The organism is Bradyrhizobium sp. UBA2491 (genome assembly GCF_002341725.1).
Taxonomy (GTDB): Bacteria; Pseudomonadota; Alphaproteobacteria; order Rhizobiales; family Xanthobacteraceae; genus Bradyrhizobium.
This window is the reverse complement of sequence record NZ_DDOP01000078.1, coordinates 157,456-183,928: the sequence shown is the minus strand read 5'-3', so window position 1 is coordinate 183,928 and position 26,473 is coordinate 157,456. Positions and strand designations below refer to the sequence as shown.

Genomic DNA, 26,473 nt, shown 5'->3' with positions numbered 1-26,473 from the left:
TAACCCGCCTTAGTCTTTAGGCGTTATGGTCCATAATTATATCACGCGCATTGTCCGGACATTGCGTCGCGCCCTAGCCGGGGTGTGTCATTTTGTCCGGCTGCACGAGGCGATCAAATTCATCCGCGGACACCAGTCCGAGCCGCAGCGCTTCTTCCTTCAACGTCGTTCCGCGTGCATGCGCCGACTTGGCGACCTTGGCTGCATTGTCGTAACCGATCTTCGGTGCGAGCGCGGTCACCAGCATCAGCGAGCGCTGCATCAGATCGTTGATGCGCTTTTCGTCGGCGCGTATTCCGACAACGCAATGCTCGGTGAATGAACGAACGACGTCCGACAGCAGCTGAATGGAATTTATCATACAATATGCCATAACCGGCTTGTACACGTTCAGCTCGAAATGGCCCTGGCTGCCGGCCACGGTGATGGCGGTCTGATTGCCGAACACCTGGCAGCAGACCATGGTCATGGCTTCGCACTGGGTCGGATTGACCTTGCCCGGCATGATCGAGGAGCCCGGCTCGTTCTCGGGCAGGATCAGCTCGCCGAGGCCCGAGCGCGGGCCGGATCCGAGGAAGCGGATGTCGTTGGCGATCTTGAACAGGCCGGTCGCCACCGAATTGATCGCGCCGTGCACCAGCACATAGGCATCGTTGGAAGCCAGCGCTTCGAACTTGTTTGCGGCGCTGGTGAACGGCAGCCTGGTGATCTCAGCGACGTGGCGCGCGAAGGCCCTCGCAAATCTCGGCTTGGAGTTGAGGCCGGTGCCGACGGCGGTGCCGCCCTGCGCCAGCGGAAACAGATCCTTCACCGCGACGCGCAGTCGCGCGATGCCGCTCTCGACCTGCGCGGCGTAGCCGGAGAATTCCTGGCCGAGCGTCAGCGGCGTCGCGTCCTGGGTGTGGGTGCGTCCGATCTTGACGATCTTCGCGAACGCCTTCTCCTTCTTGCGCAGCTCGCGATGCAGCTCGGTGAGCGCCGGAATCAGATCGGCGATGATGCGGCTTGCGGCCGCGATATGCATCGCGGTCGGGAACGAGTCGTTCGACGACTGGCTCATGTTGACGTGATCGTTCGGATGGATCGGCTTCTTGGCACCGAGCTCGCCGCCGAGCATCTGGTTGGCGCGGTTGGCGATCACCTCGTTGACGTTCATGTTGGACTGCGTGCCCGAGCCGGTCTGCCAGACCACCAGCGGAAAATTGTCGTCGAGCTTGCCTTCGATCACTTCCTTGGCGGCGCGGATGATCGCGCCGGCGCGGCGCGCATCGAGCTGGCCGAGCTCGCGATTGGTCTCGGCGGCTGCGAGCTTCACGATGCCGAGCGCATGCACGATCGCGATCGGCATCCGGTCGTGGCCGATCTTGAAGTTCTGTCGCGAGCGTTCGGTCTGCGCGCCCCAATAGCGATCGGCCGGTACGTCGATCGGACCGAAGCTGTCGGTCTCGCTGCGGGTCTTGGCCTTGGATGGAGTGGTCGATCGAGCCATGGATGCTTTCCGTAGATGCTTGCCGTGAATGCTTGCGATTGCGTCGTCAGGCGTGGGCCGGCGCGGCGATGCGACGCGGTCCGCGCGAAGGCGCGTTCATGCGCAGGATAGTCCGGGATGACGACCTGTCATCCCGATCCTGGCAAGCATCCTACAAGGTCGAGGATCGATCCGGGTTTAGATTATTTCTTGCGGAAGCGGTCCAGCCGCACCACCTCGGCGCCCTCGCTGGGCTTGGCCGGCTCCTGCTCGGTATCGGCCGTCTCGGTCTCGACTGTTGCGCGAGCGGCCGGCGTGGGAAGGGGAGCGGCCGGCGCGGCGGCGGGAGCAGCGTCTTCAGACAGCGCCTCGGAGACGTCGAAGCGCAGATCGAACGGTGCGGAGGGATCGAGGAAGCGCGTCACCGCGGCAAACGGCACGGTCAGCCGCTCGGGAATTCCGCCGAACGACAGGCCGACCTCGAAGCGATCCTCCGTCACCACCAGGTCCCAGAACTGGTGCTGGAGGATGATGGTCATCTCTTCGGGATACTGCGCAAGCAGCCGCGCCGAAAGCTTCACGCCGTCGCCGTGCGACAGGAAGGTGATGTAGAAATGGTGCTCTCCCGGCAGGCCATGCTCGGCGGCGTCGGACAGCACCCGGCGCAGCACCCCGCGCAGCGCGTCGCGCGCCAGCACGTCATATCGGATGTGATCGGTCGCCATGGTGATCCTGTCGCTTCGAAAATGGCCGGCGAGGCAGCGCCGGATCGTCCGACTCGCCCCTCTTGCCATGCTACCCCGCCGAAAGCCGGAAATCAGCAGGGCCGGCAGTTGAAATGCGGGCGGACGCCCGATCGAAAAATAAAGTGGAGGCTTCTGTTGCCAGGTGCCTCCGGACCCCGCCTAGCGGAGCTTAACCCGCTAGGACTTTAAGATGGTCTTTCAAACTGCGTTACGCAGCCTGAGCAACCGGAGCAAAGTTGTCGTTGGCAACTATTGCAATGGCCCGATGTCGGCGGAACCATACCGAGAAAAAACGCGCCCTTTACGCCCTCGTCGATCCTATTTCGCCCCCGCCAAAAGCCACCCGAGGATGGGTTCGAGATGGGTTTTGGTGGAGGCGCCGGGTACCGCCCCCGGGTCCGAATGGTTTATTGCGACGGTCATTTATTTCCATAGCCGGCGAACCGGCACCCCCAATATAGCGGCAAAGCCATAGAAAAACAGAGCGGATTCAGGCCGATTCAATTGGGAAAACCCACCGATTTGGGTTGACCGGCGCCTTGGCACAGGTCTCGGCCAGGATCCTTGGCGCTATCCGGCGCTGTCCAGGTTCCATTGATGCCCCCGGAACTCCCGCCGGTTGCCGCTCCGGCGCCGGACGCCCCCGTGGGCGTTTCCGCTCCACCAGCCCCGGCCTGCTCGAACTGTTCCTGGCCTTGCCAAGATGTCCCTGGCCGGCTTTGGCGGGGGGCTGGTCTGGGCCCGGCGGTCGATCATCGAACAGCGCCACTGGATGACGCCGGTGGCTTTCAACGAGACCTGCGCGCTGTGCCATTTCCTGCCAGGTCCGAACATCGTCGACCGGTCGGCCGTGTTCGGCTCGCGCTTTCGCGGCATCGCGGGTGGGCTCGCGGCCTTCGCCGGGCCGGCCGGGCCGCCAATGCTGATCGCGACCACTCTGGCCGCGCTCTATTCCCATGACGGCGAGATCGACGCGCTGCGCCGCACGCTCGCCGGGCGTGGCCTGTGCCGCGGTCGGCCTGCTGTTCGCCGTCGTCCTCAAGACGATGATGCCGTCGTTGAAGCGGCGCGATGTCACAGCCCTCGTCATCCTGGCGGCGGTCTTGGTTGCGATCGGCGGGGCCAATTCAGCGATCCCCGAAATGCAGCGCGCCGCCGTCGACGTGCATCGCTGATCGACAAGCAGTTCACCGACGTGTTCGCGATGTCGCAGCTCTCGCCGGGACCGAACGTGCTGATCGTGACGCTGATAGGCTATTCTGTCGCAGGCGTCGCCGCGGCGCTGGCAGCGGCGGTTGCGATGTGCGGACCGACGCGCTGCTTGCCTATTATGTGAGCCGTTTCCTTGATCGCTGGCGCGACGCGTGCCGGCCCGCGATCATGCAGGCGGCACTGGCTCCTCCGTTGATCGGCCTGATCGCCGCAAGCGGCCTCATCGCGGCGCAGACATCAGACCAAAGTTGGATCGCGATCCTGATCACCATTGCCGCAGCCGCGCTTGCCTTTGCGACGCGGATCAACCCTTTATGGATGTTGCTTGCCGGAGGTCTCTTGGGTTTTGCTGGCGTTGTCTGACGAAAATCGCTAGCAAGGTCTCGGTCAACGCACCACAAGCCAAGCCATTCAATCAATACGGGCGACACAGCCCTGACGGGGGGAAGCGAAGTCATGAGCGATACGCCGAGCGAGGCGCCGGTCAAAACGATCTTGCCGAAATGGGTGCGCGGTCCGCAGGATTTCGTCGGCGGGCTCGCCATGGTGGCGGTCGCGCTGTTTGCCTTGTGGGCCTCAAGCGATTTGCAGGGCATGCACGGATTCTCGTTCGGCGCCGGAACGGCGCCGCGCATGTTCGCCGTGTTGTTGCTGTTGCTCGGCGGCGCCGTTGCGCTGATCGGAATCCTGAATGACGGCCCGCAGATCGGGGCCTATTCCTGGCGCGGCCCGTTGTTCGTGTCCGCGGCGATCGTGTTCTTCGCGCTGGCGATCCGCCCGCTCGGGCTCGTGGTCTCCGCCTTCGCCGCCTTCCTGATCGCGGCGATGGGCTCGCACGAGACCAGATGGATCGAAGCCATCATTGTCGGCGGCTGTCTGACGCTCGGCTGCGCGTTGCTTTTCCCCTATGTGCTGGGACTTCCGATGCCGATGTTCCCGCGTTTCCTGATCCAGTGAGGGCGTGATGGAACTGTTTGCCAATCTCGCGCACGGTTTCGCCGTCGCCTTCTCGCCGATCAACCTCTTGATGTGTCTGATCGGTGCGCTGGTCGGCACCCTGGTCGGCGTGCTGCCGGGCATCGGCACCATTGCCACCGTCGCGATGCTGCTGCCGATCACCTTCGGCTTGCCGCCGGTCGGCGCGCTGATCATGCTCGCCGGCATCTATTACGGTGCGCAATATGGTGGTTCGACCACCTCGATCCTGGTCAATATTCCCGGTGAGGCAACCTCCGTGGTCACCGCGCTCGACGGTCACCAGATGGCCAAGCAGGGCCGTGCCGGTCCGGCACTGGCGATCGCCGCGATCGGCTCGTTCTTCGCCGGCTGCGTCGCGACCGTGCTGATCGCCGTGCTCGGCGCGCCGCTGACCAAGCTCGCGCTGGCGTTCGGCCCGGCCGAGTATTTCTCGCTGATGGTGCTCGGCCTGATCTTCGCGGTGGTGCTCGCCAAGGGCTCGGTGCTGAAGGCGATCGCGATGATCGTGTTCGGCCTGTTGCTGTCGATGGTCGGCTCCGACATCGAGACCGGCGCTTCGCGCATGGCGTTCAACATCCCCGAACTCGCGGACGGCCTCGGCTTCGCCACCGTGGCGATGGGCGTGTTCGGCTTCGCGGAAATCATCCGCAACCTCGACGCCGGCGCCGAGATGAACCGCAATCTGGTGCAGCAGAAGATCACCGGCTTGATGCCGACCAGGAAGGACCTGGTCGACTCCACGCCGGCGATCCTGCGCGGCACCGTGCTCGGCTCGATCCTCGGCATCCTGCCGGGCGGCGGCGCGGTGATCGCATCGTTCGCGGCCTATACGCTGGAGAAGAAGCTCGCCAAGGATCCGTCGCGGTTCGGCCGCGGCGCGATCGAGGGCGTGGCATCGCCGGAAAGCGCCAACAACGCCGCGGCGCAGACCTCGTTCATCCCGCTGCTCACGCTCGGCATTCCGCCGAACGCGGTGATGGCGCTGATGGTCGGCGCGATGACCATTCATGGCATCGTGCCGGGCCCGCAGGTGATGCAGAAGCAGCCCGACCTGGTCTGGGGCATGATCGCCTCGATGTGGATCGGCAATCTGATGCTGATCATCATCAACCTGCCGCTGGTCGGCATCTGGGTCCGATTGCTGCGCGTGCCGTACCGGCTGATGTTCCCCTCGATCGTGGTGTTCTGCGCGATCGGCATCTATTCGGTGAACAACGCGCCGGTCGATGTCATCCTCGCAGGCGCGTTCGGTCTGGTCGGCTACTGGCTGATCAAGCACGATTTCGAGCCGGCGCCGCTGCTGCTTGGCATGGTGCTCGGTCCGCTGATGGAAGAGAACCTGCGCCGTGCACTGTTGATCTCGCGCGGCGACTGGAGCGTATTCCTGTCGCGGCCGCTGTCGGCGGTGCTGCTGGCGATCGCGGCGGGCCTCCTGGTGCTTGCCGTGCTGCCGGCCCTGCGTGCGAAGCGCGACGAGGTGTTCGTGGAGTCCGAGGGCTGAGCATCCTGCTCCGCCTGCGTCCGCGCGCCGCAGGCGGAAGTCGAATCGACACTCGATGTGGTCTCGTGAAATGAAAATGCCGGCCGATTTGGCCGGCATTTTTATTGGTCAAACGTTCCCGGGAGGAATTGAGATGATGTCCATTCGCTCGCTTGCGGGCGCATGCCTTTCGGCATTTGCCGCGTTGAGTGCATTCGCCGTGCCGGCGTCCGCGCAAAACTATCCGACCCGCACCATCACCATGATCGTGCCGTTCGCAGCCGGCGGTCCGACCGACGTCATCTCGCGCATCGTCACCGCGCACATGGCGCAGACGCTCGGCCAGAGCATCGTCATCGAGAACGTGGTCGGCGCCGGCGGCACCACCGCGACCACGCGCGCGGCCCGCGCCGCCAATGACGGCTACACGCTGGTCACCGGACATATGGGCACGCACGCCGCCTCCGTGCCGCTCTATCCGAAGCTTGCCTATCACCCGGAGAAGGATTTCGAGCCGGTCGCGCTGCTCGCGGGCACGCCGATCCTGATCCTCGCCCGCAAAGATTTCCCGCCGAAGGATCTGAAGGAATTCATCGCCTACGTGAAGGCCAATGCCGACAAGGTCAACGCCGCGCATGCCGGCATCGGCTCGGTCTCGCATGCCTCCTGCGAGCTGCTCAACTCGATCCTCGAGGTCAAGCCGGTGGGCGTGCCATTCAACGGCACCGGACCCGCGATGAACGCGCTGGTCGCCGGCCAGGTCGATTACATGTGCGACCAGATCGTCAACGCGGTGCCGCAGATCAACGCCGGTACCATCAAGGCCTATGCGGTCGCGACCCCCGAGCGCAATCCGTCGCTGCCGAACGTCCCGACCACGACCGAAGCCGGGCTGCCGGCCTTCCAGGCCCAGGCCTGGAACGCGATCTTCGCGCCGAAGGGAACTTCGCCCGCCATCATCGCCACGCTGAATGCTGCGGCCATCAAGGCGCTCGACGATGACAACGTCCGCAAGCGCTTGCTCGAGCTCGGCAGCGTGATCCCGGCGCCCGCCAACCGCACCCCGGAGGCGCTGGCGACGCTCGTCAAGAACGAGATCGCGAAATGGACGCCGGTGCTGAAGCCGGCAACTTAATCGAGTACGATCAAGCGGATAGAGCGGGGGCGGGACGCGAGTTCCGCCCCTTGTCGTTTGTCGGAGGCGTTGTCATTTTTCGGGGTATAATCGGCCCGTTCAGCCGAATCAGCGTGTCGACCGGCGGCCTTGGCCGCTACATTCGCCGTTCTATCGAAGCCTCGAAAAGACCGCCAAGAACCAGTCATGAACCAGTATCACGATTTGCTCGAACGCATCCTCGCCGACGGCGCCGAGAAGCACGACCGCACCGGCACCGGCACGCTGTCGATCTTCGGCCACCAGATGCGCTTCAATCTAGCGGCCGGGTTCCCGATGCTGACCACCAAGCGGCTGCCGCTGAAGGCGATCGTGCACGAGCTGCTCTGGTTCCTCGCCGGCGACACCAACATCAAATATCTCAACGACAACGGCGTCACGATCTGGGACGAATGGGCCGACGCCAATGGCGACCTCGGCCCGGTCTACGGCTCGCAATGGCGCTCGTGGCCCGCGCCCGATGGCCGCAGCATCGACCAGATCACGAACGTCATCGAGATGATCAAGCGCAATCCGGATTCGCGGCGGCTGATCGTCAGTGCCTGGAATCCGGCCGAGGTGGACAAGATGGCGCTGCCGCCATGCCACTGCCTGTTCCAGTTCTATGTCGCCAACGGCAAGCTGTCGTGTCAGCTGTATCAGCGCTCCGGCGACGTGTTCCTCGGCGTGCCGTTCAACATCGCCTCCTATGCGCTGCTGACCATGATGGTGGCGCAGGTGACCGGGCTGAAGCCCGGCGATTTCGTCCACTCGCTCGGCGATGCGCATCTCTATTCGAACCACCTCGAGCAGGCGCGCCTGCAACTGACGCGGCCGACGCGGCCGTTGCCGACGATGGCGATCAACCCCGACGTGAAGGACATCTTCGCGTTCCGCTACGAGGACTTCAAACTCGAAGGCTACGATCCGCATCCGCACATCAAGGCCGAAGTCGCGGTCTGATGTCGCTGTTGATCCGCCGCGCGCGGCCCGATGAGGCTGGACTGGTGTTCTCGCTGGTCCGCGAGCTCGCCGAGTATGAGAAGCTGCTGCACGAGGTTCACGCCAGCGAAGCCGATATCGCCGAGGCGCTGTTCGGCGCCAACCCGCGGCTTTATTGCGACATCGCGGAATGGAACGGCGAACCGGCCGGCTTCGCGGTCTGGTTCGTCAATTTCTCCACCTTCGCCGGCCGCCACGGCATCTACCTCGAGGATCTCTTCGTGCGGCCGGCGCTGCGCGGCAAGGGCATCGGCAAGGCGCTGCTGGTGCATCTGGCGAAGCAATGCCTCGCCAATGGCTGGGCGCGCCTGCAATGGGCGGTGCTCGACTGGAACGCGCCGTCGATCGCATTCTACAAGTCGCTCGGCGCCGAACTGATGGACGAATGGACGATCTGTCGCGTCTCCGGTCCTGCGCTGTCGGCGCTCGCGGAAGGGACGCGTTGATGGAGATCGTGCTCCTCGTTGCTGTCGCCGAGAACGGCGTGATCGGAAACGGCAACGCAATCCCGTGGCGGCTGAAATCCGATCAGCAGCGCCTCAAGGCGATGACGCTGAACAAGCCCATCGTGATGGGGCGCAAGACCTTCGAGTCGCTGCGCAGGCCGCTGCCGGGGCGCACCAACATCGTGGTGACGCGCGATCCGAGCTACCGCGCGCGCGGCGCCATCGTCACGACCTCGTTCGAGAACGCCCGCGCAATTGCGCTTGGTGACGCGCTGCGGCGTTTCGCCACTGAAATTGCCATCATCGGTGGCGCGGAAATCTATGCGCAGTGGATGGGCACGGCCGATCGCCTGGAGATCACCGAGGTCCATGCCCGGCCGGACGGCGATACACGGTTCGAAATGATCGATGCCGCGCAGTGGGAAGAGGTCGCGCGCGTGCGAAATCCGGCAGGTCCGGACGACAGCGTCGACTTCTCCTATGTGACATATCGTCGGCGCGACCGCGGTTAACCAATGTTTGCATTGACAATTATGCCCCGGCGCATAGCTCGTCCGAGCAGGAAGCTTGCGTTGTAAGGGCCCTAGCGGTCCCCTATAACCGGGCCGGACATTCGAGCCCGGGCGTCCCGTCCGGACTTGCCGAGGAGATGTTTGATGCCGTGGAAAAATCAAGGCGGGGGGCCGTGGGGCTCGGGTCCGAAAGGGCCATGGGGCACGGGTCCGCAGTCAGCCGGGCCGAGGCCGCCGGATCTTGAGGATCTGCTGCGGCGCGGCCAGGACCGGCTGCAGCAGTGGATGCCCGGCGGGCATTTCAGCGGCATGGGCATCGCGCTGGTGGTGGTCGCCGCGCTGGCGATCTGGCTTGCGACCGGAATCTTCCGGGTCCAGTCCGAAGAGCTCGGCGTCGTGATGCGCTTCGGCAAATATGATCGCGATGCGCAGCCCGGCCTGCGCTATCACCTGCCGTATCCGATCGAGACCGTGCTGCTGCCGAAGGCGCTGCGCGTGAACACGATCTCGATCGGCATGACCCTGATCGACGATCCCGCCCGGCGTGGCCGCACCATGCGCGACGTGCCGGAAGAGAGCCTGATGCTGACCGGCGACGAAAACATCGTCGACGTCGACTTCACCGTGTTGTGGCGCATCAAGCAGGGCGGCGCCGGCGCTTACCTGTTCAACATCCAGAATCCCGAAGGCACCGTGAAGGCAGTCGCCGAAAGCGCGATGCGCGAGGTGATCGGCCGCTCGCAGATCCAGCCGATCCTGACCGGGGCGCGCAACGTCACCGAGCAGAGCGTGCAGGAACTGATGCAGAAGACGCTGGATTCCTACAACGCGGGCATCCAGATCACGCAGGTGCAGATGCAGAAGGTCGATCCGCCGGCGCAGGTGATCGACGCGTTCCGCGACGTGCAGGCGGCGCGCGCCGACCTCGAGCGCAAGCAGAACGAGGCGCAGACCTACGCCAACCGGATCGTGCCGGAAGCGCGTGGTCGTGCGGCGCAGATCCAGCAGGCCGCCGAAGGCTACAAGGAACAGGCGGTCGCCGAGGCCAAGGGCCAGAGCGCGCGCTTCCTCAAGGTCTATGAAGAGTACAAGAAGGCACCCGACGTGACGCGCGAGCGCATCTATCTGGAGACCATGGAAAAGGTGCTCGGAAGCTCCGAGAAGCTGGTCTATGACGGCGGACCGGGCCAGAACATCGTGCCCTACCTTCCGTTGGGTGAACTGTCGCCACGGCGTCCGTCCGCGGCACCGGCCACGACCGGCCAGCAGCAGGGAGCCACCCGATGAGGTCCCCTGTCACCGGCATTGTGTCCCTGATCCTTCTCTTCATCCTGCTTGCAGTCGGCTACAGCTCGATGTTCACCGTGCAGCAGACCGAGCAGACCATCGTCCTGCGGTTCGGCGAACCGGTCGATGTCGTCACCGATCCCGGATTGCACTTCAAGGCGCCGTGGAATTCCGTGATCAATGTCGACAAGCGCATCCTCGATCTGGAGAACCCGTCGCAGGAAGTGATCGCCTCCGACCAGAAGCGGCTCGTGGTCGACGCCTTCGCGCGCTATCGCATCAAGAACGCGTTGCGCTACTACACCAGCGTCGGCTCGATCCAGGCGGCCAATCTGCAACTGACCACGCTGTTGAACGCGGCGCTGCGCCGCGTGCTCGGTGAGGTCACCTTCATCACGGTGGTACGCGACGAACGCGAGAAGCTGATGTCGCGGATCCGCGAGCAGCTCGACAAGGAAGCCGATGGCTACGGCATCGAGGTCGTCGACGTCAGGATCCGCCGTGCCGATCTGCCGGAGCAGAACAGCCAGGCGGTCTACGACCGGATGAAGACCGAGCGTCAGCGCGAAGCCGCCGAGTTCCGCGCGCAGGGCGACCAGAAGGCGCTGGAGATCCGCTCCAAGGCCGACCGCGAAGCGACCGTGATCGTCGCCGAGGCGAACTCGGCCGCCGACCAGACCCGCGGCGCCGGCGACGCCGAGCGTAACCGCCTGTTCGCCGAGGCCTATGGCAAGGACAAGGACTTCTTCGCGTTCTATCGCTCGATGACGGCCTATGAGAACGGCCTCAAGTCCAGCGACACGCGTTTCCTGTTGCGGCCGGACTCGGAATTCTTCAGGTATTTCGGCAGTGCCAACGGCAAGCCGCCGGAAGCGGCCGCGGCGCCGAAACAGTAACGTCACAATACGGCGGCGAAGCCGACATCGCTTCGCCGCCGCCCAATAACAACAAATAGCGAGCGGGAGGCTGCGATCCGATGAGGTCAATAGCGTTCGGCGACTTCCTCATCGGGTTGGGAATCCTGTTCGTGCTCGAAGGCATCCTGTTCGCGGCAAGCCCCGCCTGGATGCGCCGGGCGATGAAGAGCGCGCTGGCGACGCCCGACAATATCCTGCGCGTCGTCGGGATCGGCTCGGCAGTCGCCGGGCTGATCATGATCTGGCTGGTGCGGCGCTGAGCATTGCTTGTTCCAAGCGCGCGAGATCGCGCCGGAATGAACATAATCGTGAGCCATTCGCGGCCGGTTTTTCGCCGAAATGCCGGGCTGAGATGCTTGCACCATATGCCCGTTCGGGCGCACTCTGCGACCACGGGCGCACACCTGCGACCACGGGCGCACACTTGCGACCAGCCCATTTGAACCCGTTGCCTGGAGAATTTCCGACATGACCGCTGCCAGACCAGCCCTGGGCCGCCGCCTCCGCATGATGGGGGCCGCGATCTCGATCGGTGCTGCGAGCATGCTGAGCTCCGTGCCGGCGTTCGCGCGCGGTCCCGAGGGGATCGCCGACATCGCCGAGAAGGTGATCGATGCCGTCGTCAACATCTCGACGTCGCAGACGATCGAGGCCAACAAGGGCGGCGGCGCCATGCCGCAACTGCCGCCGGGCTCGCCGTTCGAGGAATTCTTCGACGATTTCTTCAAGAACCGCCGCGGACCGGGCGGCAAGGGCGGCGACAAGAACGGCGAGTTCCAGCCGCGCAAGACCAACTCGCTCGGCTCGGGCTTCATCGTCGACACCTCGGGCATCGTGGTCACCAACAACCACGTCATCGCCGACGCCGACGAGATCAACGTCATCCTCAACGACGGCACCAAGATCAAGGCCGAGCTGGTCGGCGTCGACAAGAAGACCGACCTTGCGGTGCTGAAGTTCAAGCCGCCGAAGCCGCTCACCGCGGTGAAGTTCGGCGACAGCGACAAGATCCGTCTCGGCGACTGGGTGGTCGCGATCGGCAATCCGTTCAGCCTCGGCGGCACGGTGACCGCAGGCATCGTCTCGGCCAAGAACCGCGACATCAGCCAGGGCCCGTATGACAGCTACATCCAGACCGACGCTGCGATCAATCGCGGCAATTCCGGCGGTCCGCTGTTCAACCTCGATGGCGAGGTGATCGGCGTCAACACCCTGATCATCTCGCCGACAGGCGGTTCGATCGGCCTCGGCTTCGCCGTGCCGTCGAAGACGGTGGCCGGCGTCGTCGACCAGTTGCAGAAGTATGGCGAGTTGCGTCGCGGCTGGCTCGGCGTACGCATCCAGGCGGTCACCGACGAGATCGCCGACAGCCTCAACATCAAGCCGGCGCGCGGTGCGCTGGTCGCCGGCGTCGACGACAAGGGGCCTGCGAAACCGGCGGGCATCGAGCCCGGCGACGTCGTCGTCAAGTTCGACGGCAAGGACGTCAAGGACCCCAAGGATCTGTCGCGCATCGTTGCCGACACCGCGGTCGGCAAGGAAGTCGACGTCGTCATCATCCGCAAGGGCAATGAGGAGACCCGCAAGGTCACGCTCGGCCGGCTCGAGGACAACGACAAGGTCCAGGCCAACGCCAAGCCGAAGGACGACACTGCCGAGAAGCCGGTGACCCAGAAGGCGCTCGGTCTTGACCTCGCAGCTCTGAGCAAGGACCTGCGCACCAAGTACAAGATCAAGGACAGCGTGAAGGGCGTCGTCGTCACCGGCGTCGATAGCAACTCGGATGCGGCCGAGAAGCGGTTGTCGGCCGGCGACGTCATCGTCGAGGTGGCGCAGGAAGCAGTGTCGAATGCCGGCGACATCAAGAAGCGGATCGACCAGTTGAAGAAGGACGGCAAGAAGTCGGTGCTGCTGCTGGTCTCCAACGGCGACGGCGAACTGCGGTTTGTGGCGCTCGGCGTGCAGTAGAGGCGCGTTGACGTTTCACCCACAACCGTCATCCCCCGCGAAAGCGGGGGATGCAGTACGCCGCGGCCCCTCGATCATCCTCCGGCGTCTCTGGAAGACTGGGTCCCCCGCTTTCGCGGGGGACGACAGGTTACGTGAACCTCACTTGTCGACGAACTCATCCCGTCGGTAGCCCTGCGCGTACAACAGCGCGGTGAGGTCGCCGTGGTCGATCCGGACCGCGGCGGCGGCCGCAACCGCCGGCTTGGCGTGATAGGCGACCCCGAGTCCGGCGGCCTGGATCATGCCGAGATCGTTGGCTCCGTCACCCACCGCCAGTGTGTCGATATCGTCGAGATCGAAGGATTCGGTGAGCTCGATCAGGGTGGCAAGCTTGGTCGCGGCGCCGAGGATCGGCTCGACCACTTCGCCGGTCAGTTTGCCGTTCGCGACCTGCAACTGGTTGGCGCGGTTCTCCTGGAAGCCGACTTTCCCCGCGACCACGTTGGTAAACAGGGTGAAGCCGCCCGAGATCAGGCAGGCATAGGCGCCGTGCGCGCGCATCGTCATCACCAGGTCGCGGCCGCCCGGCGTCAGTGTGATGCGCTTCCCCAGCACCTCGTCGACGACGCTGACCGGCAGGCCCTTGAGCAGCGCCACGCGCTCGCGCAGCGCCGGCTCGAACGCGATTTCGCCGCGCATCGCGCGCTCGGTGATGCCTGCGACATGGGCCTTCAGCCCGGCGAAATCGGCGAGTTCGTCGATGCATTCCTGCCCGATCATGGTGGAATCCATGTCGGCCAGAAAAAGCTTCTTGCGCCGGCCGATCCGAGGTTGCACGACAATGTCGATCGGCAGGTCGCCGCGGGCCTGGCGGAGCTGGAGCTCGATGGCCTTGATGTCGTCCCGGCTGGCGTTCTCGCGCTCGAAGGGAATGTCGACGGCGACCTCGTTGAACAGCCACTGCGCCGCGCCGGGTGAGGGCAGCACGGCGCGTGCCCCGTCGACGATGGTGGAGTCGAGCGCGGGGCTTGCAGGATTGCAGATCAGCGTGGCAACGAGGGACATGCAGGCGCATTCGGGATTGTTGGACAAGGCAGTGCTTATCGCAGGGCCGACCGCCAGCGGCAAGTCGGCGCTGGCGCTCGAACTCGCGCAGCGCACCGGCGGGGTCGTGATCAACACCGATTCCATGCAGGTCTATCGCGACCTCAGGATCATCACCGCGCGGCCGAGCGCCGGCGAGGAGGCGCTGGTTCCGCACCGGCTCTACGGCCATGTCGACGCCGGCGTGAATTTCTCCGCCGGCGCCTGGGTTGCGGACGCGGCAGAAGTGCTCGGCGAGGCCCGTGCGCAGGGAAGGTTGCCGATCTTCATCGGCGGCTCCGGCCTGTATTTCAAGGCACTGACGCGCGGCCTGTCGGCGGTGCCGCCGATCGCCGCTGATGTGCGCGACGCCGTCCGCGCAAGGCTGGAGCAGCACGGCGTCGAGGCCCTGCATGCCGAGCTTGCGGCGCGCGATCCGGTGTCGGCCGAACGGCTGAAGCCGCGCGACCGCACCCGCATCGCGCGTGCGCTCGAGGTGGTCGAGGCCACCGGCCGCCCGCTGCCGGACTGGCATCGCGACGGTCTGCCGCCGCTGCTGCCGCCGGGCGCATTCCACGCGGTGTTTCTCGCGCCTGACCGGGAGAGGCTCTATGCGCGGATCGACGCGCGGTTCGGCGCGATGCTTGACGCCGGCGCGCTCGACGAGGTCACGGCGCTGGCGGCGCGCGCGCTCGACCCGCTGCTGCCGGCCATGAAGGCCCATGGCGTGCCGGCCCTGATGGCTCACCTGAAGGGGGAGATCAGCCGGGAAGAGGCCGCCGAGATCGGCCGCGCCGACACCCGTCACTACGCCAAGCGCCAGTTCACCTGGTTTCGCCACCAGCTGCCGGAGTTCGACTGGGTCGAGCCCGAGGCGGCGAAGGCGTGGCTGGAGAGCCATATCCCGTAGCCCTGGCGCCCCGGACGGAGCACCGCGCAATCCGGGTGGATTTCCTTCCGGAGAGGCGCGCCTCCGGGCCACGGAGCGGCTCCAGGGCGCAACACGCCCGTCTGCCATGCGCGTTGCGCCGCGCAAAAACACTCGCCGAACGGTTGGAACCCCGTTACACTTCAAATATCGCGAAAATGCTTGCCTTGCCTTGACATTCGGGCTTTGGCGGCTATGTTCGCGCAACCTTTGGGAAGACTGGGTCGTCTCGTGCGCAACATTATTACCAAACTCCTTATCGCCGTCGTACCCAGGCACACCGCCGGGGATGGCTAGCTGCCATCCAAATACGGGCGGTGTGCATGGGGCCTCAGGGGCCCCTTTTTATTGCCCGAAGCAGAACTGACCGAGAACTGACAAAAGCCGCGCAAAAACAAGCGCATCCGGAGCGAACCATGACCGACAAGAGCCACGATCCCAATCAGATGACCGGCGCCGCGATGATCGTGCGCGCGCTCATCGATCACGGCGTGCAGCATGTCTTCGGCTATCCCGGCGGTGCGGTGCTTCCGATCTACGACGAGATTTTCCAGCAGAGCGAGGTCGAACACATCCTGGTGCGCCACGAGCAGGGCGCCGGCCATGCCGCCGAAGGCTATGCGCGCTCGACCGGCAAGCCCGGCGTGGTGCTGGTGACGTCGGGCCCCGGCGCCACCAACATGGTGACGCCGCTGACCGACGCGCTGATGGATTCGATCCCGCTGGTCTGCATCACCGGCCAGGTGCCAACCCATCTGATCGGCAACGATGCCTTCCAGGAGTGCGACACGGTCGGCATCACGCGGCCCGCCACCAAGCACAACTGGCTGGTGCGCGACGTCAACGACCTCGCCAGGGTGCTGCACGAGGCCTTCTATGTCGCCACCACCGGCCGGCCCGGCCCGGTCGTGGTCGACGTGCCGAAGGACGTGCAGTTCGCGACCGGCACCTATCATCCGCCGCGCAAGTCGGACGTGCACATCTCCTACACGCCGCGCGTCAAGGGTGATGCGACCCAGATCCGCAAGGCAGTGGCGCTGCTCGCCAACGCCAAGCGTCCGGTGATCTATTCCGGCGGCGGCGTGATCAATTCCGGTCCCGAGGCCTCGCAGCTGCTGCGCCAGTTGGTGGAGGTGACCGGCTTTCCGATCACCTCGACCCTGATGGGTCTCGGCGCCTATCCGGCGTCGGGTCCGAACTGGCTCGGCATGCTGGGCATGCACGGCACCTACGAGGCCAACATGACGATGCATGATTGCGACGTCATGCTGTGCGTCGGCGCGCGCTTCGACGACCGCATCACCGGCCGCACCGACGCGTTCTCGCCGGGCTCGAAGAAGATCCACATCGACATCGATCCGTCCTCGATCAACAAGAACATCCGCGTCGACGTGCCGATCATCGGCGACTGTGCCAACGTGCTGGGTGATCTCTTGCAGGTGTTCAAGGCGGAGGCGAAGAAGCCCGACATCAAGGCGTGGTGGCAGCAGATCGCGCAGTGGCGCGCGCGCAACTCGCTGTCCTACAAGAAGAACAGCGATATCATCCTGCCGCAATACGCGATCCAGCGCCTGTTCGAGCTGACCCGCGGCAAGGACACCTACATCACGACCGAAGTCGGTCAGCACCAGATGTGGGCGGCGCAGTTCTTCGGCTTCGAGGAGCCGCATCGCTGGATGACCTCGGGCGGCCTCGGCACCATGGGCTACGGCCTGCCGGCCGCGGTCGGCGTGCAGGTGGCGCATCCGGACAGCCTGGTGATCGACATCGCGGGCGATGCCTCGGTGCAGATGACGATCCAGGAGATCTCGACGGCGGTCCAGTACGAGCTGCCGATCAAGATCTTCATCCTGAACAACCAGTACATGGGCATGGTGCGGCAGTGGCAGCAGCTGCTGCACGGCAACCGGCTGTCGCATTCCTACTCCGAGGCGCTGCCGGACTTCGTCAAGCTCGCGGAGGCCTATGGCGGCGTCGGCATCCGGGCGCACAAGCCTTCCGATCTCGACGGCGCGATCAAGGAGATGATCTCGGTCAAGCGCCCGGTGCTGTTCGACTGCCGCGTCGCGGCACTCGAGAACTGCTTCCCGATGATCCCGTCGGGCAAGGCGCACAACGAGATGCTGCTGCCGGAAGAGGCGACCGATGAGGCCACCGCCAAGGCCTTCTCCGGCGGCAAGGCGCTGGTGTGATGATGCGCGACAGAAATTCCGCTGTCGTCGCCCGGCTTGACCGGGCGATCCAGTACGCAGAGGCATCTCGATTGCTCTCGGGCGTTTCTGGAATACTGGATCCCCGCTTTCGCGGGGATGACGAGAGAGAGTAGGCGACAGGGAACCAAGATGTTCGACTTGAACGAGCTCGAGCGCGCGCACAAAATCGTCGGCACCGCGGTGCCGGCGACGCCGGCGCATGCCTGGCCGTTGCTGGCCGAGCGGCTCGGCACCGCGGTCGTGGTCAAGCATGAGAACCACACGCCGATCGGCGCCTTCAAGGTCCGCGGCGGCCTGGTCTATCTCGATCGGCTGAAGCGTGAGCGGCCCGATGTGCCCGGCATCATCTCGGCGACGCGCGGCAATCACGGCCAGAGCCTGGCCTTTGCCGCGAGCCGTCACGGCGTGCGGGCGGTGATCTATGTGCCGCGCGGCAACTCAGTCGAGAAGAACCGCGCGATGCGGACCTTCGGCGCCGAACTGGTCGAGCATGGCGAGGATTTCCAGGCCGCGAGGGAGGAAGCCGAGCGCCGCGCGCAGTTCGACGGTCTGCACATGGTGCCGTCGTTCCATGCCGACCTGGTGCTCGGCGTCGCGACCTATGCGCTCGAACTGTTCCGCTCGGCGCCTGATCTCGACATCCTCTATGTGCCGATCGGGCAGGGCTCAGGCATCTCCGGCTGCATCATGGCGCGGGACCTGCTCGGCCTGAAGACCGAGATCGTCGGCGTGCAGTCGACCGAAGCGCCGTCCTACGCGCTGTCGTTCGCCGCCGGAAAGATCGTGACCACCGAGACCAGCAACACGCTGGCCGACGGCATGGCGACGCGGATTCCGGACGCCGAGGCGTTCGCCCTGATCCGCAAGGGCGCCTCGCGCATCGTGCAGGTCACCGACGACGAGGTCGGCCAGGCGATCCGCGCGTACTGGACCGACACCCACAATCTCGCCGAGGGCGCGGGTGCCGCGGCGCTCGCGGCCGCGCTCCAGGAAAAGAGCAAGCTCGCCGGCAAGCGGGTCGGCCTGATCCTGAGCGGCGGCAATATCGATTTCGATCTGTTCCGGTCCTGGATCGGGACGGGTGCTGCGCCGGCCGCCCAACGGGCGGTGGCGTGAAAAGAATGTAAGGGGACGACAATGAACCAGCCCGCATCGGCCTATTTCCTCGAAGAGCGTCACGATCCGAACGAGACGCATACGCTGTCCGTCCTGGTGCAGAACGAGCCCGGCGTGTTGGCGCGCGTGATCGGCCTGTTCTCCGGCCGCGGCTACAACATCGAGAGTCTCACCGTGTCGGAGACCGAGAACCAGAAGCATCTCTCGCGGATCACGATCGTCACCACGGGCACGCCGATGGTGATCCAGCAGATCAAACATCAGCTCGACCGCATGATCCCGGTCTACCGCGTCGTCGACATGACGCTGACCGGCAGCTCGATCGAGCGCGAGCTTGCGATGGTCAAGGTGCGCGGCGGTGGCGATCACCGCGTCGAGGCGCTGCGGCTGGCGGATGCGTTCCGCGCCCGGGTGATCGACGCCACGACCGAGAGCTTTGTGTTCGAGATCACGGGCAATTCGTCCAAGATCAGTCAGTTCATCGACCTGATGCGCCCGTTGGGCCTGGTCGAGGTGTCACGAACCGGGGTGGCCGCGATCACGCGTGGGCCGGAAGGGATGTGAGTCATGTTGGCGCGCGACTGGTACTACACGCAACGGCGGCAGGTCGGTCTCGATACCGCGGTCGCCTCGATCTATGACGTCAGCGAAGACAGCGACGCCCGCGCGCGTCAGGCGCTGACCATGCTCGGCGTCAAGCCGGGCTGGCGGATCGCCGATATCGGCTGCGGCAACGGCGTGCTGGCGACCGAGGCGGCGCTGATGGGCGCCGAGGTCGACGCCATCGACATCTCGCCGGCGATGCTCGGGCTCGCCGAGATCTATGCGCGTGACCGCAAGGCGCGGATCCGGACCCAGCCGGCCGGCCTCTTGTCCTTTGCCTATCAGCCGAACTCCTACGATCTGATCGTCAGCGAATTCACGCTGCACCATCTGCCCGACTTCTGGAAGGCGGTGGCATTGTCGCGGATCTTCAACGCGCTGAAGCCCGGCGCGAACTTCTATCTGCGCGACATGGTGTTCGTCAGCATGCCCGACGGCGTCGATCGCGATGTCGAGGGCTGGGCCGATTTCTCGATCAAGAATCACGATTTCGAGCGTGAAAGCGTGATGACCCATATGCGCGACGAATACTCGACCTTCGGCTGGGTGATGGAGCGCATGCTGACCGAAACCGGCTTCACCCTGGTCGCCGCCGACTATCACGCGCCGCTGCACGGCACCTATCTGCTGCGCAAACCGACCCCGGACGAGCAAATATAGATCTCGACCGACGTAGCGAAACGGAAGCAGAAGAAGAACAACAATGAAGCCGGCCGATGTTGGCATCGCCGTCATGGTCGCGGTGATCTGGGGGCTTGCGTTCGTCGCAAGCCGGATCGCGCTCAATGAGTTCTCGCCGGAGCTCATGACGACGCTGCGCTTCGCCATTGCCGCGCTGCCATGCTTGTTCGTGCGCAAGCCCGGCGTCTCCTGGCCGCTGCTGATCGCGATCAGCTCCACGCTGTTCCTCGGCCAGTTCCTGGCGCAAGCCTTTGCGATCGCGCATGGCGTTCCGGTCGGGCTCTCCAGCGTGATCGTGCAGAGCCAGGCCTTGTTCACGATCGGCTTCGCCGCGCTGATCTTCGGCGAGCTGCCGACCCGGACCCAGACCATCGGCATCACGATCGCCACGCTCGGCCTGCTGATGATCTGCGGCACGGTCGGTTACGATTTCAGCGTCGCGGCGTTCGGCATCGTGATGATCTGTCCGATCAGCTTCGCGATCGGCAACCTGCTGCTGCGACAGGCGCGTGGCGCGCCGATGTTCGACCTGTTCGCCTGGCTGTGCCTGTCTGCCGCGGTGCCGCTCGCGGTGCTGACCCTGATCAGCAACGGGCCGCAGCCGACCTGGCAGGCACTGAGCCACATGTCGCTGACCGGCTTCGTCTGCGTGCTCTGTCTCGGCGGCATCTCGACCAGCATCGCCTATTGGCTGTGGGGACGGCTGCTCAGGGATTACCCGGCCGCACAGGTGGTGCCGTTCGCGCTACTGGTGCCGTTCGTCGGCTCCGGCGCATCCAGCATCGTGTTCGGCGAAAGATTCGGGCCGCTGCGGCTGGGCGGCATGGTCACGGTCATCGCCGGCATCGCGGTGATGCTGTTGTCGCGGCCGAGAGCACTGCCGAAGGCCGGGTGAGGACGCCATGTCGAATTCGCTGCTGTTTGCCTTTGTCGTGTTTGCGGTCGTGATGTTCTTCACGCCCGGTCCCAACAACATCATGCTGCTGTCGTCGGGGCTGACCTATGGCTTCCGCCGTACGGTGCCGCACATCGCCGGGATCACGGTCGGCTACGCTTTCATGGTCGGTGCGGTCGGCGTCGGGCTCGGCGCCGTGTTCATCGCCTATCCGGTTCTGCAAACGATCCTGAAATATGGCGGCGTGGCCTATCTGGTCTATCTCGCCGCCGTCATCGCCATGGCCGAGCCGCCGTCGGCGGACAAGGACGACACGTCCGGCCGCGGCCCGATGACCTTCTGGGGCGCGGCCATGTTCCAGTGGATCAATGCCAAGGGCTGGGTGATGGTGATCGGCACCATCACGGCCTATGCGGCGATCGCCGCCTTTCCCTGGAACATCGCGATCCAGGTCGGCCTGAGCCTGATCCTGGGGACGGTCTCCTGCATCGTCTGGGCGCTGTTCGGCACCGCGTTGCGGCCGATCCTGACCTCGCCCCGGGCGATCCGCGTCTTCAACGTGCTGATGGCCATCCTGCTGCTGGCCTCGCTCTACCCGGTCTTCATGGACGCATGATGCCGCACCGCGCCATGCGAGATGAGGGTTTCCCCTGAGGGGAAAAATGCTTTAGACAACGCCGGAAATTCGCGGGCGCCCGGCGGTTCTGACCTTCCGAAAGCCTGATTCATCGGCCGATTTTGGCCCCCTTCAAACGAGGAAAACACGATGCGAGTTTACTACGATCGCGATGCCGACCTGAACCTGATCAAGGGCAAGAAGGTCGCCATCGTCGGCTATGGCAGCCAGGGCCACGCCCACGCGCTGAACCTGAAGGATTCCGGCGTCAAGGACGTGGCGATCGCGCTGCGCAAGGGTTCGGCCTCGGCCAAGAAGGCCGAAGCCGCCGGCTTCAAGGTGCTCGAAGTCGCCGAGGCTGCCAAATGGGCCGACCTCGTCATGATGCTGACCCCGGACGAACTGCAGGGCGACATCTATCGCGAGCACCTGCACGACAACATGAAGAAGGGCGCGGCGCTGGTGTTTGCTCACGGCCTCAACGTGCACTTCAACCTGCTCGATCCGCGCGCCGACCTCGACGTGCTGATGATCGCGCCGAAGGGCCCCGGCCACACCGTGCGCTCCGAATATCAGCGCGGCGGCGGCGTGCCCTGCCTGATCGCGATCGCCAAGGATTCGTCGGGCAATGCCCATGACCTCGGCCTCAGCTACGCCTCGGCGATCGGCGGCGGCCGCGCCGGCATCATCGAGACCACCTTCAAGGAAGAGTGCGAGACCGACCTGTTCGGCGAGCAGGTGGTGCTCTGCGGCGGCCTGGTCGAACTGATCAAGGGCGGCTACGAGACGCTGGTCGAGGCCGGCTATGCGCCCGAGATGGCCTATTTCGAGTGCCTGCACGAAGTGAAGCTGATCGTCGACCTGATCTATGAAGGCGGCATCGCCAACATGAACTACTCGATCTCCAACACCGCCGAATACGGCGAGTACGTCACCGGTCCGCGCATCGTCACGGCCGAGACCAAGGCGGAGATGAAGCGCGTGCTCGCCGACATCCAGGGCGGCAAGTTCGCCCGCGACTGGATGCTGGAGAACAAGGTCAACCAGACCTCGTTCAAGGCGACCCGCGCCAAGCTCGCCGAGCACCCGATCGAGGAAGTCGGCGCCAAGCTGCGCGACATGATGCCCTGGATCAAGAAGGGCGCGCTGGTCGACAAGACCAAGAACTGAGCGCGGCCTTGTAGGGTGGGTTAGCGAAGCGTAACCCACCATTGTCTCCGCGGTGAAAAACTTGGTGGGTTACGCCTTCGGCTAACCCACCCTACGCACTCCGCATCGAATCAAAAGGGTGGGCAATCAAATTGCCCACCCCTTTTTTCTTTGTCTGCGAACAACGCTAGCCCGCTGCCATCGGCTGCTTCTCGATCCGCTTGTGCAACTGCCAGAACCGCACGGTGCGCTGGGCGGTTTCCAGTGACAGCCGCCGGTAGTCGCGTTGCGCGATCTCCAGCGTGGCATGGTCGATGGCATGCGGCAGCGGCCGCTTGCGCAGGATGGTTTCGACCGTCGGCCAATTGAGCCGCGCCGAACGGCACGGGATCAGCAGCAGGTCGGAGCGCAGCCCGAGCATCAGGCGCTCGATCATCGCGATCGGCATGTCGTTGAGCACGGCGAGGGCGACCGTGACCTCGTCGAACTTGCCGCTCTCGGCGAATTTGTAGACAGCCGCGTCATCGAGCTCGTTCAGCTGTTTCATCAGCTTGACCAGCTCCTCGGCGATGCCGTAGTTGCGGCGCGGCTGCGCGGCCTCGTCCTGCGCGATGTCGTTCAGCACCTGGCTGATCTCCTCGCGTGCCCGGGGCGATGCGAGCGCGAGCAGGCGGGCGCGCACGGTATCCTTGGCACGCTGCAGCAGGTCGCGCAGCAGCTTGGCCGGAATGTCGATGCGCAGTCCGAGGATCTCGACCAGTTCGTCGTCGCTCTCGGCACGGGCGACGATCGAGGAGTAGCCGTTGTCGGAGAACTGCGCGCCGGCGTTGCTGGCAAGGCGCCGGATCACCTTGTCCTCGCCGCGATCGATGATCACGTCGGTGACGGCGGCGGGCAGGTTCTCGCGCGCCGAAATCGCGAACAGATGGTCCTGACCCTTGCTGCTCGCGATCTCGCGCAATGCGTCGGTCGAGAGGCGGCTGGAGTGGGTCAGCACGTCGCCGGCGACGCCGATATCGTCGTCCCAGGCGAGATGCTGAATCACCTCGAACGGCGCATAGTCGAGCGGCGCGAGCCGCTTGCTCAGTTCGGCGCGTGCACGCGTCTCGACCCGCGCGACCAGCAGGCAGAGCACGTCATCGAACACCTTGACCTGTTCGTCGTTGAGGCGGTCGCCGTCGTTCAGGAACAGATCGGTGACCCGCCGCAGCGTCTGCACGCGCTTGGCGGACGTCCCGTCCCGGACCGCATCTTCGAGTTCGGCAATAATCGATTGTGACGCCTGTTGCGCCATCGATGGGCAACCTTGTTTTTCTTGGATGACAACGGCCTGCACGATATCGCTGGCGATCTTACACCTGCGTTAAGGTGGAACCCGGTGCAAATACGGGTCCATCGCATCCTTAACGGGATCCGACCAGGCACGATTCAATTCGTGCATTGAACGCGGTAGCCATGGCCGATGCATCTTAAGAGATTGTTTAGGACGATGCGCGCCGCGCGACGGAAAAGATCTCGATCGATGCGGCGCGTCCGCGCAATTGCGTCGAACCAAGAGCCTCGACGGCAAGGTCTAGGCTCGGAGGCAGCAGGCGACGCAATTCGCCCGAGATCAGCAACGGCCGTCCGGCCTCCTTGCAATACGCCTGCAACCGCGCCGTGACGTTCACGGTGTCGCCGAAATAGGCGATCTGGCGCCGTGAGTCACCGCATTCGGCGATGACGACCGGACCGGCATGCATCCCGGCGCGAAACGCCGGCACCACGCCGAACTCCCTGCGATAATGATCGGCCCGCTTGGCGAGGCGGTCCTCGATCGCGAACACGCAATCGAGATACCGCCGCGATGTCTCGCCGGTATTGGCCGGCCAGGTCACGATCACCTCGTCACCGACATAGGCGTGGACTTCGCCGCCATGCGACACGATCGGCGCGTCGATGTCAGAGAAGAAGCGCGTCAGCAGCTCCTGCACCCGGAGCTCGCCCATCTGCTCCGCCAGGGTCGTCGAGCCGACCAGGTCGAGAAACAGCAGCACGCGCTCCTCGCGCACCGGCTGGCGATAGCGCCCGAGCACGATGCTGAGCAGCGTATGTCCGCCGATCATCCGGACCAGTTCGTAGATCGTCGTGATCGGGATCGACAGCAGCAAGGAGACGCCGATGATCTTCAGGAAGGTTTCGCGAAAAAATTTCGCGTCGATCCCGTGTTCGTTGAGCACGACCTCCAGCACGATCGCGGCAACCGCGACGGTGACGGCGAGGATAATGGAGCGGGCAAGCAACTCGACGATGAGCGGCCGTTGCCGCAGCCAGCCCCCGCGCGCGGCCAGATAGAGGTGCGTGACCCAGACGATCAGGGTGATTGCGGCGCCCTCAATGGCGCTGCGCAAATAGTTCGCGATCGACGCCTCGACGGGCCGATCGAAGGCATAGCGAAACAGCCCGCCGACGAGCAGGCCGACCACGGCCAGAATGATCACAGGCGTCAGGTTGCGCCGCATGGTGCCTCCACGCCCATGAAATATCCTGCGCGGATCGCGAAGGCCAGCCGGGGGGCGGCCTGACGTGAACGGGATGCATCGTGGGCGCACTCATATATGGTCCGTCTGCTGGACCGGTCGGAAAGGGAAGACGGCATGACATCGGCTCTCACGACAGGCGCGCGCGGGCAGAGGGCTCTGGTTGCGGCCGCCTTCATCATCGCCGCTTCCTCGGCCCACGCCGGTGATCAGGCCGATGGCGAACCGTCCTGCGACGGCAGCACCTACCAGATGGTCGAGTGCCTCAAGGCCAGGACCGCGCAATGGGACAAGCGCATGAACGCGGCCTATCAGCAGGCGCTGAAGGATGCCGCCGGCGACAAGCAGCGCGAACAGCTGCGCACCGCGCAGCGGCTGTGGATCCAGTATCGCGACGCCAACTGCCTGTACTACGACCTCGGCGAGGGCACCATCGCCCGGCTCGACGCCGGCGAATGCATGCGCAGCGTGACGGAAACCCGGGCCAGGGAACTGGAGAATCGTGGCCATCAGTGAGCCATCTTCCGGCGTCAGGACGGAGGTCATGACCGACGGAAAGAGCCAGGATGAATTGACCCAGCTTGCCGAGGATGCGCTACGCGCCCAGCCCGGCTGCGCAACCGCGCGCGTGCCGGCGGTCGTCGCGCTGCCCGAGGTGCAGATCGGGCGCAACTGGGAGATCCCGAACGTCGTGCTCGGCGACAGCCTGATCAGCGACGTCGACCGCGCGGTGCTGTCGGTTCATCGCCAGCTCGGCCGCAAGTTTCACCTCGTGTGATCTCAACCCGCCTGCGCCTGACGCGGCGCGGGCCGCGCGGCCATGCTGATCATCCTGAGCGCGAACACCGCGGCGAGCGGCACCAGGAACAGCGCATAGAGCGGCATGTCGGGGATCCGCTTGCCGAACGACACCATGAACTGCAACAGCAGATAGTAGCCGCCCACGAGATGCAGTCTGCGCCAGGCGCTTGCACCGAGCATCGCCGCGGTGCGATCGAACGAGGTCGCGGTCAGCGCGACGATGACGAGATAGCCGATCCCGCCGAAGATATACGATACGGTCGAGGTCGCGGCTGCGAAGCCGGCCGGATCGCGCATCGCGAACGCGGTGATTGCGACCGCATGGACGGCGTGCGAGGCCGCGAAGGTGACGCCGAGATAGCGGCGGTTGCGGCGCTGCCAGTGCGTCCAGGCGTTCGGCCAGAGCCGCACCAGCGCGGCGGCGGAGAAGGCGAGGCAGAACAGCAGCAGCGAGGTCCGTGCCGTGAAGCGGATCACCATCCGCACGCCCTCGACCTCGAACTGCCGCATCGCGGCGATCCAGATCGAGAGCCCCACCAGGGTCAGCGTGAGCAGGCCGAACAGCCGCCAGCCCTCGAACCAGTTGCGCCGCGTCGCCATGTCTCGCCTCCCGCTGCCTGATGTAATCACCAGTTACATTTTGCGACGACGTGCAGTCAATTGTTGTAATCGGTGCTTACATTCACAACCGGGTGATGCTAGAGCGTTTTCGAGCGAA

At 64.9% G+C, this 26,473-nt stretch carries 26 protein-coding genes, 1 other RNA gene and 2 pseudogenes; 22 read left to right on the top strand and 7 right to left on the bottom strand.

Annotation, left to right across the window (positions count from 1 at the left end; genetic code table 11):
• Positions 1–73: 73 nt before the first annotated feature.
• The 3 genes from fumC to ssrA all read right to left on the bottom strand — a co-directional run bounded on the left by fumC (position 74) and on the right by ssrA (position 2,700).
• Positions 74–1,489, bottom strand: a complete 1,416-nt coding sequence (gene fumC, locus B2W55_RS26290; protein WP_024580118.1) for a class II fumarate hydratase — start codon at positions 1,487–1,489, stop codon at positions 74–76.
• 182 nt (positions 1,490–1,671) lie between these two features.
• A complete protein-coding gene (locus tag B2W55_RS26285; RefSeq protein WP_024580119.1) occupies positions 1,672–2,193 on the bottom strand; it encodes an SspB family protein in 522 nt (173 codons plus the stop codon).
• A gap of 142 nt (positions 2,194–2,335) precedes the next feature.
• Positions 2,336–2,700, bottom strand: a transfer-messenger RNA (tmRNA) gene (gene ssrA, locus B2W55_RS26280).
• A gap of 188 nt (positions 2,701–2,888) precedes the next feature.
• Here ssrA and B2W55_RS26275 point away from each other — a divergent pair.
• The 12 genes and pseudogenes from B2W55_RS26275 to B2W55_RS26220 form a co-directional block, all read left to right on the top strand.
• Positions 2,889–3,332 (top strand): annotated as a pseudogene (locus tag B2W55_RS26275) (chromate transporter); the annotation flags it as partial.
• A pseudogene (locus tag B2W55_RS26270) lies at positions 3,318–3,789 on the top strand (chromate transporter). The pseudogenes B2W55_RS26275 and B2W55_RS26270, both read left to right, overlap by 15 nt.
• A 93-nt stretch (positions 3,790–3,882) precedes the next feature.
• A complete protein-coding gene (locus tag B2W55_RS26265; protein WP_024580120.1) occupies positions 3,883–4,383 on the top strand; it encodes a tripartite tricarboxylate transporter TctB family protein in 501 nt (166 codons plus the stop codon).
• A 7-nt stretch (positions 4,384–4,390) separates the two neighbouring features.
• On the top strand, positions 4,391–5,905 hold the full coding sequence (locus B2W55_RS26260) for a tripartite tricarboxylate transporter permease (RefSeq protein ID WP_024580121.1): 1,515 nt from the start codon (positions 4,391–4,393) through the stop codon (positions 5,903–5,905).
• Positions 5,906–6,038: 133 nt separating this feature from the next.
• Positions 6,039–7,019 carry a tripartite tricarboxylate transporter substrate binding protein BugD gene (locus B2W55_RS26255; protein ID WP_024580122.1) on the top strand — a complete coding sequence of 327 codons (981 nt, stop codon included), beginning with the start codon at positions 6,039–6,041 and terminating at the stop codon, positions 7,017–7,019.
• A 186-nt stretch (positions 7,020–7,205) separates the two neighbouring features.
• Entirely contained in the window at positions 7,206–8,000 is a 795-nt protein-coding gene (locus B2W55_RS26250) for a thymidylate synthase (RefSeq protein WP_024580123.1), read from the top strand.
• Positions 8,000–8,485: a GNAT family N-acetyltransferase gene (locus tag B2W55_RS26245; RefSeq protein ID WP_024580124.1), complete on the top strand. Its 486-nt coding sequence runs from the start codon at positions 8,000–8,002 to the stop codon at positions 8,483–8,485. The genes B2W55_RS26250 and B2W55_RS26245 overlap by 1 nt, the downstream gene beginning before the upstream one ends.
• The gene (locus tag B2W55_RS26240; protein WP_024580125.1) at positions 8,485–8,997 is read left to right on the top strand and encodes a dihydrofolate reductase; all 513 of its coding nucleotides are present in this window, start codon (positions 8,485–8,487) and stop codon (positions 8,995–8,997) included. Before B2W55_RS26245 ends, B2W55_RS26240 begins: the two co-directional genes overlap by 1 nt.
• A 144-nt stretch (positions 8,998–9,141) precedes the next feature.
• On the top strand, positions 9,142–10,284 hold the full coding sequence (hflK, locus tag B2W55_RS26235; protein ID WP_024580126.1) for an FtsH protease activity modulator HflK: 1,143 nt from the start codon (positions 9,142–9,144) through the stop codon (positions 10,282–10,284).
• Positions 10,281–11,180, top strand: a complete 900-nt coding sequence (hflC, locus tag B2W55_RS26230) for a protease modulator HflC (RefSeq protein WP_024580127.1) — start codon at positions 10,281–10,283, stop codon at positions 11,178–11,180. The genes hflK and hflC overlap by 4 nt, the downstream gene beginning before the upstream one ends.
• An 80-nt stretch (positions 11,181–11,260) precedes the next feature.
• Positions 11,261–11,461, top strand: a complete 201-nt coding sequence (locus B2W55_RS26225; protein ID WP_024580128.1) for a DUF2065 domain-containing protein — start codon at positions 11,261–11,263, stop codon at positions 11,459–11,461.
• A 208-nt stretch (positions 11,462–11,669) separates the two neighbouring features.
• Positions 11,670–13,169 (top strand): Do family serine endopeptidase, encoded by a 1,500-nt coding sequence (locus B2W55_RS26220; RefSeq protein WP_024580129.1) that lies wholly within the window; start codon positions 11,670–11,672, stop codon positions 13,167–13,169.
• A 141-nt stretch (positions 13,170–13,310) separates the two neighbouring features.
• Here B2W55_RS26220 and serB read toward each other — a convergent pair whose 3' ends face one another.
• Entirely contained in the window at positions 13,311–14,216 is a 906-nt protein-coding gene (gene serB / locus B2W55_RS26215; RefSeq protein ID WP_024580130.1) for a phosphoserine phosphatase SerB, read from the bottom strand.
• On the opposite strand from serB, the gene miaA reads away from it, so the two are divergent.
• The 8 genes from miaA to ilvC all read left to right on the top strand — a co-directional run bounded on the left by miaA (position 14,215) and on the right by ilvC (position 22,456).
• Positions 14,215–15,144 carry a tRNA (adenosine(37)-N6)-dimethylallyltransferase MiaA gene (gene miaA, locus B2W55_RS26210; protein ID WP_024580131.1) on the top strand — a complete coding sequence of 310 codons (930 nt, stop codon included), beginning with the start codon at positions 14,215–14,217 and terminating at the stop codon, positions 15,142–15,144. The genes serB and miaA overlap by 2 nt on opposite strands.
• 434 nt (positions 15,145–15,578) lie before the next feature.
• Positions 15,579–17,354: an acetolactate synthase 3 large subunit gene (locus B2W55_RS26205; RefSeq protein WP_024580132.1), complete on the top strand. Its 1,776-nt coding sequence runs from the start codon at positions 15,579–15,581 to the stop codon at positions 17,352–17,354.
• A gap of 150 nt (positions 17,355–17,504) precedes the next feature.
• Positions 17,505–18,491: a threonine dehydratase gene (locus tag B2W55_RS26200; RefSeq protein WP_024580133.1), complete on the top strand. Its 987-nt coding sequence runs from the start codon at positions 17,505–17,507 to the stop codon at positions 18,489–18,491.
• Positions 18,492–18,512: 21 nt separating this feature from the next.
• Positions 18,513–19,055 (top strand): acetolactate synthase small subunit, encoded by a 543-nt coding sequence (gene ilvN, locus B2W55_RS26195; RefSeq protein ID WP_024580134.1) that lies wholly within the window; start codon positions 18,513–18,515, stop codon positions 19,053–19,055.
• A 3-nt stretch (positions 19,056–19,058) separates the two neighbouring features.
• Complete coding sequence (locus tag B2W55_RS26190; protein ID WP_024580135.1) at positions 19,059–19,754, top strand: class I SAM-dependent methyltransferase; 696 nt, start codon at positions 19,059–19,061, stop codon at positions 19,752–19,754.
• A 43-nt stretch (positions 19,755–19,797) separates the two neighbouring features.
• Positions 19,798–20,670 (top strand): EamA family transporter, encoded by an 873-nt coding sequence (locus B2W55_RS26185; protein WP_024580136.1) that lies wholly within the window; start codon positions 19,798–19,800, stop codon positions 20,668–20,670.
• 7 nt (positions 20,671–20,677) lie between these two features.
• Positions 20,678–21,286 carry a LysE family translocator gene (locus tag B2W55_RS26180; protein ID WP_024580137.1) on the top strand — a complete coding sequence of 203 codons (609 nt, stop codon included), beginning with the start codon at positions 20,678–20,680 and terminating at the stop codon, positions 21,284–21,286.
• Positions 21,287–21,436: 150 nt separating this feature from the next.
• A complete protein-coding gene (gene ilvC / locus B2W55_RS26175) occupies positions 21,437–22,456 on the top strand; it encodes a ketol-acid reductoisomerase (protein ID WP_024580138.1) in 1,020 nt (339 codons plus the stop codon).
• A 166-nt stretch (positions 22,457–22,622) separates the two neighbouring features.
• Here ilvC and B2W55_RS26170 read toward each other — a convergent pair whose 3' ends face one another.
• Positions 22,623–23,729, bottom strand: a complete 1,107-nt coding sequence (locus B2W55_RS26170) for a DUF2336 domain-containing protein (RefSeq protein ID WP_024580139.1) — start codon at positions 23,727–23,729, stop codon at positions 22,623–22,625.
• Between the two features lie 187 nt (positions 23,730–23,916).
• Positions 23,917–24,936, bottom strand: a complete 1,020-nt coding sequence (locus B2W55_RS26165) for an adenylate/guanylate cyclase domain-containing protein (RefSeq protein ID WP_024580140.1) — start codon at positions 24,934–24,936, stop codon at positions 23,917–23,919.
• A gap of 135 nt (positions 24,937–25,071) precedes the next feature.
• On the opposite strand from B2W55_RS26165, the gene B2W55_RS26160 reads away from it, so the two are divergent.
• A complete protein-coding gene (locus B2W55_RS26160; protein ID WP_244442162.1) occupies positions 25,072–25,470 on the top strand; it encodes a lysozyme inhibitor LprI family protein in 399 nt (132 codons plus the stop codon).
• A 28-nt stretch (positions 25,471–25,498) separates the two neighbouring features.
• Positions 25,499–25,732: a hypothetical protein gene (locus B2W55_RS26155; RefSeq protein WP_024580142.1), complete on the top strand. Its 234-nt coding sequence runs from the start codon at positions 25,499–25,501 to the stop codon at positions 25,730–25,732.
• Positions 25,733–25,734: 2 nt separating this feature from the next.
• Here B2W55_RS26155 and B2W55_RS26150 read toward each other — a convergent pair whose 3' ends face one another.
• A complete protein-coding gene (locus tag B2W55_RS26150; RefSeq protein WP_024580143.1) occupies positions 25,735–26,355 on the bottom strand; it encodes a hypothetical protein in 621 nt (206 codons plus the stop codon).
• Positions 26,356–26,473 lie beyond the last annotated feature (118 nt).